This is a genomic window from Plantactinospora sp. B24E8, from assembly GCF_039871735.1.
In the GTDB taxonomy this organism is placed as follows: domain Bacteria; phylum Actinomycetota; class Actinomycetes; order Mycobacteriales; family Micromonosporaceae; genus Plantactinospora.
This window is the reverse complement of record NZ_JBDPMH010000003.1, coordinates 426,754-440,845: the sequence shown is the minus strand read 5'-3', so window position 1 is coordinate 440,845 and position 14,092 is coordinate 426,754. Positions and strand designations below refer to the sequence as shown.

General features: G+C 72.2%; 13 protein-coding genes. 7 read left to right on the top strand and 6 right to left on the bottom strand.

Annotated features, from left to right (window positions below; all coding sequences use genetic code 11):
* The first annotated feature begins 127 nt into the window (after window positions 1-127).
* Window positions 128-547 carry a hypothetical protein gene (locus ABGB21_RS07975; protein ID WP_347655797.1) on the top strand — a complete coding sequence of 140 codons (420 nt, stop codon included), beginning with the start codon at window positions 128-130 and terminating at the stop codon, window positions 545-547.
* 2 nt (window positions 548-549) lie between these two features.
* Here the strand turns inward: ABGB21_RS07975 and ABGB21_RS07970 are convergent, their stop codons facing one another.
* Both ABGB21_RS07970 and ABGB21_RS07965 read right to left on the bottom strand, forming a co-directional pair.
* Window positions 550-1,281, bottom strand: a complete 732-nt coding sequence (locus ABGB21_RS07970; protein ID WP_347655764.1) for an SDR family oxidoreductase — start codon at window positions 1,279-1,281, stop codon at window positions 550-552.
* Window positions 1,282-1,330: 49 nt separating this feature from the next.
* Complete coding sequence (locus ABGB21_RS07965; protein WP_347655765.1) at window positions 1,331-2,056, bottom strand: TetR/AcrR family transcriptional regulator; 726 nt, start codon at window positions 2,054-2,056, stop codon at window positions 1,331-1,333.
* 24 nt (window positions 2,057-2,080) lie between these two features.
* Between ABGB21_RS07965 and ABGB21_RS07960 the strand changes: the two genes are divergently transcribed.
* A complete protein-coding gene (locus ABGB21_RS07960) occupies window positions 2,081-3,211 on the top strand; it encodes an NAD(P)/FAD-dependent oxidoreductase (RefSeq protein WP_347677096.1) in 1,131 nt (376 codons plus the stop codon).
* Window positions 3,212-3,306: 95 nt separating this feature from the next.
* Here the strand turns inward: ABGB21_RS07960 and ABGB21_RS07955 are convergent, their stop codons facing one another.
* Window positions 3,307-3,945 carry an NAD(P)H-binding protein gene (locus tag ABGB21_RS07955; RefSeq protein ID WP_347655767.1) on the bottom strand — a complete coding sequence of 213 codons (639 nt, stop codon included), beginning with the start codon at window positions 3,943-3,945 and terminating at the stop codon, window positions 3,307-3,309.
* A 73-nt stretch (window positions 3,946-4,018) separates the two neighbouring features.
* Between ABGB21_RS07955 and ABGB21_RS07950 the strand changes: the two genes are divergently transcribed.
* Window positions 4,019-4,552 carry a MarR family winged helix-turn-helix transcriptional regulator gene (locus ABGB21_RS07950; protein WP_347677094.1) on the top strand — a complete coding sequence of 178 codons (534 nt, stop codon included), beginning with the start codon at window positions 4,019-4,021 and terminating at the stop codon, window positions 4,550-4,552.
* Between the two features lie 75 nt (window positions 4,553-4,627).
* Here the strand turns inward: ABGB21_RS07950 and ABGB21_RS07945 are convergent, their stop codons facing one another.
* From ABGB21_RS07945 to ABGB21_RS07935, 3 genes are read right to left on the bottom strand one after another with little or no spacing between them, the layout of a single operon-like run.
* Window positions 4,628-5,746: a nucleotide disphospho-sugar-binding domain-containing protein gene (locus ABGB21_RS07945; RefSeq protein ID WP_347677092.1), complete on the bottom strand. Its 1,119-nt coding sequence runs from the start codon at window positions 5,744-5,746 to the stop codon at window positions 4,628-4,630.
* Window positions 5,747-5,773: 27 nt separating this feature from the next.
* A complete protein-coding gene (locus tag ABGB21_RS07940; RefSeq protein WP_347655770.1) occupies window positions 5,774-6,235 on the bottom strand; it encodes a tetratricopeptide repeat protein in 462 nt (153 codons plus the stop codon).
* 43 nt (window positions 6,236-6,278) lie between these two features.
* On the bottom strand, window positions 6,279-6,500 hold the full coding sequence (locus ABGB21_RS07935; RefSeq protein WP_347655792.1) for a Txe/YoeB family addiction module toxin: 222 nt from the start codon (window positions 6,498-6,500) through the stop codon (window positions 6,279-6,281).
* Between the two features lie 268 nt (window positions 6,501-6,768).
* Between ABGB21_RS07935 and ABGB21_RS07930 the strand changes: the two genes are divergently transcribed.
* The 4 genes from ABGB21_RS07930 (at window position 6,769) to ABGB21_RS07915 (ending at window position 14,058) form a co-directional block, all read left to right on the top strand.
* Window positions 6,769-9,879, top strand: coding sequence for a discoidin domain-containing protein (locus ABGB21_RS07930; protein ID WP_347677090.1), 3,111 nt, complete (start codon window positions 6,769-6,771; stop codon window positions 9,877-9,879).
* Between the two features lie 180 nt (window positions 9,880-10,059).
* Window positions 10,060-11,469, top strand: coding sequence for a hypothetical protein (locus ABGB21_RS07925; RefSeq protein WP_347677088.1), 1,410 nt, complete (start codon window positions 10,060-10,062; stop codon window positions 11,467-11,469).
* An 85-nt stretch (window positions 11,470-11,554) separates the two neighbouring features.
* Window positions 11,555-12,805, top strand: coding sequence for a MoxR family ATPase (locus ABGB21_RS07920; protein ID WP_347655774.1), 1,251 nt, complete (start codon window positions 11,555-11,557; stop codon window positions 12,803-12,805).
* Entirely contained in the window at window positions 12,802-14,058 is a 1,257-nt protein-coding gene (locus ABGB21_RS07915; RefSeq protein WP_347655775.1) for a VWA-like domain-containing protein, read from the top strand. The genes ABGB21_RS07920 and ABGB21_RS07915 overlap by 4 nt, the downstream gene beginning before the upstream one ends.
* Window positions 14,059-14,092: the final 34 nt, after the last annotated feature.

The window sequence follows — 14,092 nt, the reverse complement described above, 5'->3', positions numbered from 1 at the left end:
CGGATTCGGGATGTGCGTCGGACCCGCACCTCCCACGAGTTCCGGATCCCCGCGGAGTCGTACCAAATCGTCACGTCGCCCGGTCTCCGGCAGAGAGTGGACCGCGACCGGAGGCCATACTGGTGTGGTGACAGCGTGGTTCGACCAGGCATCGGCGGAAGCGGCCGAAGCGCGCGGCGACTGGGCTTCCGCGATCGCCGTTGTGGGCGGGTTCGCCGAGTGTTACAGCGACGACTATTACCGGCACAACGCACACCTGTGGCACATGGATCTGCTGGTCAAGGCCGGGCTGCTGCGCGAGTTGGTTGATCGAGCCGAGACCGACGTGCACGCGCGGCGCCGGTTGGACCGATTCCTGAACGAGGACGGCCGCGACGGTGAGCTACGTGAGCGTGCCCAGGGCGGTGACAAGTACGCCCAGCACCTTCTGGCGCGTCTGCTTCGCGACCGCGGAGGGGCACGCGGCCGCTATGCGGGCGATTGCCGACATGACGCGACCGACACCTTCGCCATCGAGCTGGCGCGCCGTCCGCCGTCGAGCGGTTAGGACTACTCGGGGGGAGTTCGTGTGGGCGCCTGCCGAACCTGCTCGAAGTGGAACTCGCGGATGAAACAGTCCCGTGGTTGGCTGACCGCGAACAGCACGCAGTCGACAACCGACCGCGCGGTGAGGTCGCGGTCCGCCTGTCGGGGCCCCTCCTGGACAAAATCCGGCGGGAAGAGTGAGATCACCCGAATCCCTTCCGGCCTGAGTCGGTGCGACAGGATCTCGGCGAGTCCGGCGTGGGCGTGCTTGGCGGCGTAGAAGGCGGGATGCGCGCCCGAACGACGGTGCCCCACCTCGCCACACGCGGAGATCATGTTGACGATGTCGGGCCGCGCCGATGCCCGGAGCAGCGGCAGCAGATGTTTGGTCAGCAACACGGTGCCGGTCCCGCCCGCGGCCATGACCGATTCGATCCTGTCGTCCGGGACGTCCCCCAGATCGTCACCGTCGAGGTACGGGGCACCATTGTTGATCAGCACATCCAGGTGGTTCGTCCGCTCGGCCACGGCTGTGCTGAACGCGCGTGCCGACTCCGGTACGGCGAGGTCGCAGTGGAAGGCATCAGCCCGTCCTGGCCCCCGCCGGCTGATCGCGTCCGCGACCTGCTCGGCCGCAGCCAGGTCGCGGGCCGAGAGGAAGATCTGTGCACCGCGCTCGGCGAAGGCTTCGGCCAGTAGGCGCCCAGTGTCACGTGCGGCGCCGGTGACAGCGACGCGCAGGCCGTCGAGGTTCATGGCCGACAGCGAAGCATCTGAAGCCTGGTTGAGGTCAACAAGCGGTAGGTCACCTCCGGGGCGGGCCGGTGAAACCGTCCAGGATGGTGCTCAGGTTGTGGTGGAAGGTTTCCTCGGCGTCGAGGTGGGCGCCATCGACGACGAGCCGGGCGACGGTCGGGTAGCGGCCTGTTTCGAGCATGCGTGACAGGTAGGGCCCGAGGGCGGCCTGCCAGGCGGACAGGTCGGTGCCGGTGGACCGGGCGGTACGTCGCTCGGTGATCTCCCTGCGGAGCGCGCCGACGACGAACGCGTTGAGGGCGCCCACCGCCCGCTGGAGGTCGTCGATGCTACGTACGCCCGGGGCCTGGCTGAGCGCCGCCGCCGTCGATTCACCCACGGCGAGCGCGTGTGGTCCCAGGTGTGGCCTTGCCCCGAGCAGGTCGGCGAACCACTCGTGCTCAAGAGCGGCTTCGCGGGTCGCCTGGGCGATGGCGAGCACGGTGGCCCGCCACTCGGCGTGCTGACCGGCCTCGGCGATCTGGGCGTACACGGCGTCGACCATCAGGTCGAGCAGTTCGGATCTGTTGCGCACGTAGTCGTAGAGCCGCATCGGACCGACACCCAGCTCTTTGGCGATCTTGCGTACCGACAGCCCGTCGAGGCCGTCGGCGTCGGCGATCCGGATCGCCGTGGCAGCGATCTTCGCTCGGCTCAGCGGCACCGGCGCCGCCCGGGGCCGGGGCTCGGGCCGTTCCCAGACGGGCAGCGGTGCGCTACCGTACGGTGTATCCATGAGGTACAGCGTACGGTAAGGGAGATGATGACACGAATCGCGATCGTCGGCGGTGGCCTCGGCGGCCTGACGCTGGCCCGAATCCTGCACCTCCACGGCATCAACCCGGTGGTGTACGAGCGCGAGGCGAGCCGGTCCACGCGACCACAGGGCGGATCGCTCGACCTGCACCCGGAGTCCGGGCAACGGGCCTTGGCGGCGGCAGGCCTCGCCAACCGGTTCCGGTCCGAGGCACGGCCGGAGGGCGAGGAGCACCGCATCCTCGACCCGGCCGGACGCACCCTCGTGCACCACAGACCAGAACCCGGCTCGTTCTCCGGACGCCCCGAGATCGACCGCGCCGCACTGCGTGATCTGCTGCTCGATTCACTCCCCGCCGACACGGTGGCCTGGCAGCACCGGCTCGTCGCGGCGACACCACGAAGCGACGGAGGCTTCGGGCTGACGTTCGAGGGCGGCCACCGCGCCGACTGCGACCTCCTCGTCGGCGCGGACGGCGCACGCTCGGTCGTCCGGTCGCTGTTGACCGACGCGCCGCTCTCCCCCGTCGCCACCCTGGTGGAGCTGACCATCGGCGACGCCGACCGACACCATCCGGATCTCGCCGAGCTGGTTGGCCCCGGAAACCTCTGGTGCGTCGGCGTGAGCCGGATCCTGGCGGCACAACGCCTCGGCGACGGCGGCATCCGGGTCGGGATCTCGCTACCCGCCGACGACCGCCACCTGGACACCTACCGCAGCACCCGCACCCTGCGGGAAATCTTCGACGGCTGGGACCCCCGACTCACCGCACTCATCGAAGCCGCGGACAGCCCGCCGACCCCGCGCAGGATCGAGGCGATGCCCACCGGTACGCGCTGGACGCACCAGCCGGGCATCACCCTCATCGGTGACGCCGCCCACCTGATGCCGCCGGTCGGCGAGGGCGCCAACCAGGCCATGCTCGACGGCGCCGAACTCGCCACCGCACTGGCCACCAACCCCGCCGACCCCGACTCGGCGATCCGGGCGTACGAGGAGGCGATGTTCGCCCGGATCCACCCGATCGCCGAGATGTCCGCCCGGGTCCAGGCGATGATGCTCTCCCCCACCGCGGCAGACGACATCGTCCGCTTCTTCACACCGCAGCCCACCGAGCCGGCACCCGCCGCATGACAACGTGATCATGGTTTTGGCGACCTGCCGACGGGTGCGGCGGACAGGTCGGCTCTCCCCGGTCGGGGCGGGGCATCAACCGCCGGTGCGATCGGTCAGTACGCGATGCCGATCGCCCGGTGGATCGTCGCGGGGTCGCCCGTGGCGGCGAGCATGGCGTGGGCCACGTCGGCCCGCGAGATCGTGTAACCCCGCGCGACGTTGCCGTCGATCGCGGTGCGGTACCGCGCGGTCAGCGGTTTGTCCACCAGCCTCGGCGGCCGGACGACCGTCCAGTCCGCCGGGCTGTCCGCCATCAACTGCTCCATGACACGCAGGTCCGCGTAGACGTCCCTGAGCAGGGCGCTGATGGCGGGCAGGAGAACGCGGCGGTTGAGGAAGCTCTCCCCGTCGGGGACCGGGCCGACCGGCGTGGCGCTGACCGCGACGAGGCGGCGGACGCCTGCGGTGTGCATGGCGCTCAGGATCGTCCGGGTGGCGGTGGAGGCGACGGGCCCGTCGTTGCGTTTGCGCGGGCCGACTCCGGACAGGACGGCGTCGCTACCGCCCAGCGTCGGAGCCAACGTGTCGGCGTTGTCGAGGGCCGGCACCACGGCCACCGTCAGCTCAGGGTGCCGCACGTCGAGGCGGGCCGGGTCGCGGACGACCGCGGTCACCGCGTGCCCCTGGTCGAGCGCCTGGCGCACGATCTGGCGTCCGACGCCACCGGTCGCGCCGAAGACAGTCAGTCTCATCATCATCTCCCCAGATACGGAACCTCAGTGATTGTTACCGTACAGGACAATTACTTGGCCGTACAATGTTCGGGTGTCCGACGACTCCACATCAGGCGCGCACCGGCCGTTGGTCGGCCGGGCCAACTTTCTGCTCTCCCAGCTCGGGTTCCACATCGCGCAGACGTTCGCCGCGCGGCTGGCGCCGCTGGGCATCGCACCGAACCACTTCGGGCTGCTCATGCATCTCGGGCGCGGCGAGGGAAGCACCCAGCAACAGCTCGCGGACGTACTGGGCATCCACCGCAAGGTCATGGTCGGCCTGCTCGACGATCTCGAGGAGCGCGGTCTGGTCGAACGCCGGCGGCATCCGCACGACCGCCGCGCTCACGCCGTCCACCTCACCGACGCGGCCCGTGAGCTGCTACCTCGGGCCAGCAGGGTCGCCGACCAGCACGAGGACGAAATCCTCGCCCCGCTCGACGCCGCCGAACGCGAACAGCTCGTCGCCGTCCTGCAGCGGCTCGCCGAGCACAGCGGCAACCTGGCCGGCGTCCACCCGGGCCTGAGTCAGGCAGCCGCCCGATCCCGTCGCCCGGTCGACCCGTCGGACATGCCCGACGCCTGAACCCTGCCCTGGCTCGCAGCTCGCCCGAGCAGCTCGGGCTCGCCCGCCGGGACCTGCCCGCCACCCGACCGACGATCAGCCGGTCAACGTTTCGAGGCGGGGTACCAGGTCGGCGGGGGTCGGCATCGCGGCCATCTCCCGGCGTACCTCGTGGGCGGCGGTCGCCAGGGCCCGGTCGCTGACCAGTCGGTCCAGCGCCGCCGCAGTGATCGCCCGTTCGGGCAGGGCGAGCCCGGCACCCCGGGCCGCGACCAGGTCGGCGTTGTGCCGACGGTCGCCCGGCCCGGGCACCACGAGCTGGGGTACGCCGGCGGCCAGCGCGCCGAGCACCGAACCAGCCCCGCCGTGGTGCACCACCCCGGCGCAGTACGGCAGCGCCGCGTTGATCGGGATCCAGTCGACGGTCCGTACGTTCTCCGGCAGCCGGCCCCGGCGCAGCACCCGGCGGTCCGGGCGAACCAGCACGACCTCGACGTCTATCGTGGACGCCGCCCGGACCACGGCGGTCATCAGATTGCCGCCGCCCGGCCCCGCCACCGTGCTGCGGCTCACCAGGATCCGGGGACGCTCGCCCGGTGCGGCCAACCAGTCCGGCAGCTCGCCGAAGCCCCGCGCCGGCACACCCCGCATCGGTTCGCCGTCCCGGGCGCCGACCACACTCGGCGGCGCGATGGTGAGGGTCAGGGCGCTCGGCGGCAGGTCACCGATTCCGGCCCGTCGTCGGGTCCGGTCCAGCCGGGTCATCGTCGCCCGGACCAGTGCGGGGCCGTCGTAGAGCGAGTTCTCGTGCAACACCGCCGGCACACCCCGGCGTACGGCGGCGAACGCTCCGGCCACGGCCAGCGGCTCGTGGACGACGAGGTCCGGCTGCCAGCGGTCGGCCAGCGCGACCAGCCCGTCGGTGAGCTGGTCGTTGACCGCGCCGAACAGCAGTCCGACCACCCGGGTGCCGGCCCGACCGGTCAGCTCGGCCACCGCGAGTCCCGGATGGCGCAGGATGGTCCGCTGGGCGATCCGCTCGAACCGGAACCCGGGCGCGACGTCCTCGACCGGCAGCCCGGTCCGGCGTACGGCGAGCGCTTCGGCACCGGTGGCGATCAGCACCTCGTGCCCGGCGTCGCGGAGCGCCTCGGCGAGCGGCACCATCGGCAGTACGTGTCCGAGCAACGGCGCCGATCCGAAGAGCACCCGCATTCGGGAAGCATAACCGGCAGGGCGCGCCTACTCGGCGGCCAGCAGCCCGGCCAGCCGCTCCAGGCCGCCCCTGATCAACGTTCCGTACTCGTCGTCGCCGAGCGCGCCGATCCCCGCCTGCGCGTGCCGGAGGTGCTCCCGGGCACGGTCGAGGTCGCCGAGTCTGCGGTAGCACTCACCCAGGTTGAGGTGCAACGACGGATACAGGCCGGCCACCGACATCGGCACCCCGGCCTCGGCGATCCGCTCGTCGGTGAGCCGGTCGACCGCCGCCAGCGCCCGCTGGTCCCAGATCAGTTCCTGGCGTACGTCGTCCTGCACGTCGGCCATCGAGTGGGCGAGGACGCAGATGTGCAACGGATCGCCCTGCTCCCCGCCGATCTCGTCCCAGACCTGCGCGAACAGGTCGCGAGCGGCCTCACGCCGGCCCTGCTGGTGGTGCAGCTGCACACCCTCGTTGATCCGGACGAGCGTTGCATCGCTGATCATCTGCTGCTCCTGCCCGACCCGATCTGAACGCCAGCGACCAGCCTCATTCGCAGTGGTAGCGGCACAAGATGATCGTAGTCTCATTCGGTTCGACGGCGTACACGAGCCGATGCTCGTCGTCGATACGACGTGACCGAAGCCCGGCGAGGTTGTTCCGGAGGATCTCCGGTTTACCAATGCCCGGCCCGTCAGGGTCCCGCTTGATGTCCGCGATCAGGGCGTTGATGCGCTTGAGGGTCTTGCGGTCCTGGGTCTGCCAGTACAGATCGTCTTCTCAAGCGCGATCGGTCCAGCTGAGTTTCACTCCTCGGGAGCCCGTTCACGAGCGAGAGAGCGCTCTCGGAACCCGGGTCCGTCGGGCTGCCAGCACTTCCGGCACCGTACGGCCCCAGAGGGCGGGATGCGCTCGGCTCACATCTTCACACGGCTCTTGACCAATCGACGGCGTGCGATGACTCTGTAGAGAGCGCTCTCTGCCCCGTCCCCCACCGCAGGCGCGCTCACCCCCGCCACCGCGCACCCGGGAGCCGTCCATGCCGACACCCGTACCGCCGTCAACCCCGACACCCCCACCCCGGTCCCCCGCCCGTCACCGCCGCCACCTCGGGTACGCCGTCATCGCGCTGCTCGCCCTGCTCGCCGGCCACCTCGCCGGCCCCGCGCCGCAGGCGGCCGCCGCCGGACCGCTGATCTCCCAGGGCCGGCCGACCGTCGCCTCCTCCGTCGAGAACGACGGCACCCCGGCCACCGCCGCCACCGACGGCGACCCCGGCACCCGCTGGTCCAGCCAGTTCAGCGATCCACAGTGGATTCGAGTCGACCTCGGCAGCACCGCCACGGTCGACCAGGTCGAACTCGTCTGGGAGGGCGCGTACGCCCGGTCCTTCCAGATCCAGGTCGCCGCCGGCCCCGACGGCCCCTGGCAGACCATCCACAGCACTGCCACCGGGACCGGCGGCACCCAGACACTGACCGTCAGCGGCACCGGCCGCTACGTCCGGATGAACGGCACCGCCCGGGCCACCGGCTGGGGCTACTCACTCTGGGAGTTCCGGGTGTACGGCACCACCGGCGGCAACCCGGACCCGCCGACCGGCCAGCCGATCTCCGAGTTCAAGCAGGTCTCCGCCTCCTCCTGGGAGGGCGGCAACGCCCCCGCCGCCGCGCTCGACGGCCGGACCACCACCCGCTGGTCGAGCGAGTTCAGTGACCCGCAGTGGCTGCGCGTCGACTTCGGCGGGGTGGCCACGGTCGACCGGGTGGTGCTCAACTGGGAGGGCGCGTACGCGACCGGCTACCGGTTGGAGACCTCGAACGACGGGACCACCTGGACCACCATCTACTCCACCACCACCGGGCAGGGCGGCGTCGAACAGCTCACCGTCACCGGCACCGGCCGCTACCTGCGGTTCCACGGCACCGCCCGGGCAACCGGCTACGGCTACTCACTCTGGGAGTTCCAGGTCCACGGCACCGTCGACACCGCCGCCACGACCCCGCCGCTGCTCTCCGGCCCGACCCGGGCGCCCGACACGGTCAACCAGTTCGCGCTGACCGCCCCTGCCGACGCCGCCATGGTCACCACCACCCGCCGGCCCACCCTCTCCTGGGCCGCGGTCGCCGGCGCCAACCGCTACCAGGTGTGGATCAACGTCAGCCGGACCGACTACGACTTCACCGCCGCCGGCAACCTGATCGACCTCTACACCCGGGTCGCCGAGACCACCGGTACGTCGTACACGCCGGGCTGGGACCTGCCGGACCGGTGGACGTACAAGTGGTACGTCACCACAGCCGGCGGAACCCCGCTGACCTCGAACATCCGCCGGTTCAGCGTGTACGTGCCGACGCTGGAGACGGTCGCCGACGGCGTCAACATCGTCGACGGCGCCCGGGACCTGAACCTCAACGGCACGATCGAGCCGTACGAGAACTGGCGGCTGCCGGTCGAGACCCGGGTCACCGACCTGCTGGGCCGGATGACGGCCGAGGAGAAGGCGTACCAGATGTTCTACAACGCCCAGGCGTTCCCGCGCTCGGGCTGGCACTTCGGCCCGGCACAGGCACAGGACATGCACAACATCCTGCTCACCGCCGCCGGTACCCGGCTCGGCATCCCGCCGGTCTCGGCCGGCGACACCATCCACGGCTACCAGACCAGCTATCCGATGCAGAGCGCGCTGGCCGCCGCGAAGAACTACCCGCTGGACTACCGGCTCGGCGACCTGCAGCGCCGGGAACAGCTGGAGGTCGGCACCCGGGGTGTGCTCGGGCCGCTCGCCGAGGTCGGCACCAAGGTCCTCTACCCGCGTATCCAGGAGGGCAACGGCGAGGACGCGCAGGTCGCCGCCGCCCAGGTCCGGGCCCTGGTCGCCGGGCTGCAGGGCGGTCCGGAACTGAACCCGCAGTCGGTGCTCGCCACCGTCAAGCACTGGCCGGGTGAGGGGGCCGGCGGCGAGGCGCTGATCGTCTTCGACGGGGTCACCATCAAGTACCACATGATCCCGTTCCGGGCCGCGATGGAGGCCGGCGCGGTCAACATCATGCCCGGATACGCCGGCAGCTCGTACCTCGACCCGGGCGGCCCGGGTGCCGGTGACAGCGCGCCGATCCTCGCCTACCTGCGGCAGAACCTCGGCTTCCAGGGCCTGATCACCACCGACTGGCTGCCGTCCGGCTCCTGGGTCGGCGCGGCGAACGCCGGCTCCGACGTGATGGGCGGCGCCGACCCGGGCGCGGCCGGCTTCTCCATCGGTACGTTCCTCGCGAACGTGCCCGCCGCCCGGATCGACGACGCGGTCCGGCGGGTACTGCGGATCAAGTTCCAGCTCGGCATCTTCGAGGCCCCGTACGGTGACCCGGTCAACGGTCCGTACCGCTTCCACACCCCGGCCTACACGGCGCTGGCAAACCAGGCGTCACGGGAGGCGATGACCCTGCTCAAGAACACCGGCGGCGCACTGCCGATCCGGCTGAACCCGGGCGACAACATCGTGGTCGCCGGGCCGCGCGCGAACGACACCGCCGCCTGCTGCGTCTGGACCAGCTTCTTCCACGCCGAGTACGGCTCGAAGACGATCCTGCAGGCGGTCCAGGCCCGGGCCGCGCAGGCCGGGGTCAACGTGTACGCCAACGACGGGCCGGCGCCGAAACTGGCGGTGGTGGCGGTCGGCGAGACCAGTTACACGCACGCCACCAGCTGGGTGAAGGAGCAGCCGTACCTGCCGCCGGACCAGCTCGCCGTGATCCAGAACTTCCGGGCCCGGGGCATCCCGGTGGTGGTGGCGCTGGTGCTCCCCCGGCCGTACGTGATCACCGAGTGGCACGACCTGGCCAGCGCCATCGTGGTCACCTACCGGGGCGGCGAGGAGATGGGCCCGGCGCTGGCCAGCCTGCTCTTCGGCGACTACAGCCCGCGCGGCAAACTGCCCTGGCAGCTGCCGCGCAGTCTGGACCAGGTGCTCCGGCCGGGTGGCGCGGACGTGCTGGCCGACGCGAACGAGGCCTGGGACCTGCCGTACGACCTGGGCGCCACCACGGCGCAACGGGAACAGATCCGGGCCAGCATCAACGCCGGGCAGCCGCCGGCGACGAATTACGGCAACCCGCTCTATCCGCACGGCGCCGGGATGACCAGCTTCTGAGCTGCGGCTGACCGGCTTCTGAGCCGACCGTGGGAGGCCGCCGGCCCGGGTGCCCGGGCCGGCGGTGGCCGTCCACCGTCGGTCGTGCTCTGGCTGGCCGGCCCGTTGGACGGTATGCTCCCCGGCGATGAACACCTCTTCGTACGGATTGGGGGTCTCGTTCACCGAAGGTGAGTGCTGATGCGCTCCACTGTGAACGGACAGCCCCGTCTCTCCCTCTGGCGGCACGTACGCGAGTACGCCGTGCCGCAGTCCATGATCAGATCAGCGACCGCCCGCCGTGCTGTCGGCGACTGGGCGGGCGCGTGTGCCGCCGCCCGGGTCGACGTCGACCTGGACCTGCGCGCGGTGGCTCGCAGCCACGGGCGGGAACTCGCCGCCCGACTCCGGACAGACCTTCGACATCTGGCCCCTGACCTGCTGCGGTGGCACCTGCCGAGGGTCACACCGGACGGGCTTGTCCGCCCCGGCCTGACCCTGCCACTGGCCCGGTACCAACGGGACGGCGGCGGCACGGTGCACCTCGTCGCCCGGACCCCGCCGGGCTGGGCCGACGGCGGCCAGCGGTTCAGCCTCGCCCTGTGGGACGAGGCGGCTCCCGGAAACCACGCCGCCGCCCACCCGCACCGCCGCCCGAATCCCCGGTTCCGGCTCGACCTGCACCGTCACCTCTGGGACGCGCGGCGCAGCGCCGAACTACGGACCCGGGCCGGCCTGGACGTTCCGGCCGGCGAGAGCACACTCGACCCGGAGCTTGCCGGGCTGCGTGAGCTCGGCTACGCCGTCGACCGGTGGGCGGACGAGGCGGCCCTCCTGCTCCGGGCGGAGAACCGGGTCGACGCCGGCGCTGTCGCCGTACGACTGGGCGGCCGGCGTCGGCTGCTGCTGGAGCTGACCGGCGGGCCGGACGGGGTACGTCTCGTCTCCGGCCCGGCCGCCCGCCACACCACCGGGCTGCCGCTGCTGCCGGACGCCGCGACCTGGGTGCCACCCGACGTGCTCCTGTTGCGGGAAGGGCTGATCGGAGCCGACCGGCTGCATCCCCTGGTCGCGGCGGCGCTGGCACCGGACCACCCGACGGCCGGGCCGGTGGAGGCACCGACCGGCCCCCGCCTGGTCGAGTGTCGCGGCGCCCAGCACCGGATCGGCCTGGTCGACGGCGTCCTCGTACCACTCGACCACGACCCGGCCGAGATCCGCCGTGAGGAGCTGCTGGCCGCGTTGACCGGCACCCCGCTGGCCTGTCTGCGGGCGATCGACGAGGTGCACCGGCAACCGGAGCAGCTCGCCGACATCCGGGCCCGGCTCGACCACGGCGACACGGTCGGCGCGCTGACCGTCGTCGAGAACCTGCTCGGCCCCGAGGCGACGCTGCCCGACGGCGTACTGCGGGACGAACTGGCGACGGCGGCACTCCGGCAGGTCTCGTACGGACTGTTCCGGGCCGGTCTGGCCGACACCACACGTTCCATCCACACCCGGCCCGCCCACCGTCCCCGCGACCATCGGGGACACCCGCGCAACGCACGCCATTCGGTCACCCGCGGGCCGGCTGACCCGGACCAGCGTCCGCTCCGTCTGCACCCGTAGCCATCTCCACCTCCGCGCGTCTCCTCACCCGGCAGCCGGCACGGCCTCCGGTCGGGCCGGCCCGACCCCACAACGGTGATCACATATGTCCACTCTGTTTGCTTCCGCGACCGCCACACCCCACCCGACCGACCAGCTCGGGATCGCCACCGAGCTGCTCACCCTGCTCGGCGACACCACCACCGAGCCACGCCCGGACACCCAGTTGACGGCACTGACCCTGGCCGTCGCCGCCGACCTGCCGGTCCTGCTCTGGGGCGAGCCGGGGATCGGCAAGACCGCCGCCCTGAACCAGCTCGCCGCCTCCCTCGACCTGCCGCTGACCACGGTGATCGCCAGCGTGCACGAACCGTCCGACTTCGCCGGCCTGCCGGTGGTCGGCGACGACCCCGCCGTACAGGGTGTGCCGATGGCGCCGCCGGACTGGGCCGTACGCCTGGTCCGGGCCGGCCGGGGGCTGCTCTTCCTCGACGAACTCTCCACCGCACCGCCGGCCGTGCAGGCCGCCCTGCTCCGCCTGGTGCTCGAACGACGGGTCGGCGCGCTGCGGCTGCCGCCCGGCGTCCGGATCGTCGCCGCCGCCAACCCACGCTCGTCGGCGGCGGACGGCTGGGAGCTGAGCGCCCCGCTGGCGAACCGTTTTGTCCACCTGCACTGGACGTACGAGCACGAGGTGGTGGTACGCGGACTCGGCGGCACCTGGCCGGCGGCGACGCTGCCCCGGCTCGACCCGGACCGGCTGGCCGAGGCCGTCGCCTTCGCCCGGCGGGCGGTCTGCGCCTTCCTCACCGCCCGCCCCACCTTCGTCCACCGGCTGCCCCGCACCGAGACGCAGAAGGGCGGCGCCTGGCCGTCACCGCGCAGCTGGGAGATGACGCTGCGGCTGATCGCCTTCGCCACCGCCGCCGGCACCTCCCGGGAGGTGCTCTCCCTGCTGGTCCGGGGCACCGTCGGGGACGGTCCCGGACTGGAGCTGCTGGCCAGCCTGGACCGGTTGGACCTGCCGGACCCGGAGACGGTCCTTGCCGACCCGACCGGTGTCGAACTGCCGGAACGCGGCGACCTGCGGCAGGCCGTACTCGACGGGGTGGTGGAGGCGGTCCGGAAACGTCCGGAACGGTCCCGCTGGGACGCGGCGTGGACCCTGCTGGCCCGGGTCCTGGAGACCGGGGCCCCGGATCTGGTGGTCGTTCCCGCCACCACCCTCGCCACCCTGCGCCGGGCCGACTGGGACGTGCCGGCGTCGATCGAACGCCTCACCGACGTGGTGTCGCTGACGGCACGGGTGGACCAGGTCGCGGGCCGGGTCAGGACCGTCGTCGGAAGCGGCCGGTGACCGCTGACACAGTACCGGTCGGACCGCCGACGGCGTTGGATCTCCCGAAGCTCTTCGCCGCCCGACTGTATGCCGCCCGGGTCCGGCCGTACCTGGCGGCCGCGCTGTTCGCCCTGCGGCCGGTGGAGTCCCGACGGGTACCGACGATGGCGGTGGACCGGCACTGGCGGTGCTACGTCTCGCCGACGTTCGTGGCCCGGAGCAGCGTGGAGAAGCTGGCCGGGGTCTGGGTGCACGAGGTCTCGCACCTGCTCCGCGACCACCACGGCCGTGGTGACCGGGTCGCCGCCGAACGCGACCTGCACGGCCCCGGGGAACGGCTGCGGATGAACATCGCCGCCGACTTCGAGATCAACGACGACGTGTACGGGGACGGCCTGCCCCGCCCCGGCGACGCCGCCGTACCGGGGCTGTTGGGCCTGGCCGAGGGCCTGCTGATGGAGGAGTACCTGCGCGAGTTCACGCTCGGGCCACGTACCCAGGGGTTGGTCTGGCTGGACTGCGGCAGCGGCGCCGACGGACTGGACCGGGAGTGGGACCTCGGGCCGGACGGCGCGTACGGGCTCAGCCCGCAGGAGCGGGACGCGGTGCGGTTCCGGGTCGCGCAGGGCATCTCCGCCCGACCCGGCGACGTGCCGAAGGGGTGGCAACGCTGGGCCGAGGAGGCGTTCCATCCGCCCCAGCCGTGGCGGGACCTGCTCGGGGCGGCGATCCGCTCGGCGGCCACCGGTCAGGGGGCGGGCGAGGACTACACGTACGGCCGGCCGGCGCGACGCTCCAGCAGCCTGCCCGGGGTGGTGTTGCCGAGCCTGCGGCGCCGGCCGCCCCGGGTCTGCGTGGTCGTCGACACCTCCGGGTCGGTCAGCGACGCCGAACTGGGCAGCGCGCTGCTGGAGGTCGCCGCGATCGCCCGCGCGGTCGGCGGTCGACGCGACCTGGTCAGTGTGCTGCCCTGCGACGCCGCCGCCCACACCGTGCACCGGCTGTGCCGCGCCGAGGGTGTGCCACTGGTCGGCGGCGGCGGGACGGACCTGCGTACCGGCTTCGCCCGGGCGCTGCGGACCCGACCGCGACCGGACGTGGTGGTGGTGCTGACCGACGGGCAGACGCGCTGGCCGCAGGAGCGGCCGGCGTGCCGGACCGTGGTCGGGCTGTTCCCGAGGCAGCGGGAGTCGTGGTCGGAGGACGACCCCGACTACGTACCGGACTCGCCGCCGGAGTGGGCGAAGGTGGTGGAGATCGGGTCGAGTTAACCCGTGACCGGACGGGCCGGCGGCGGCCGTCGGA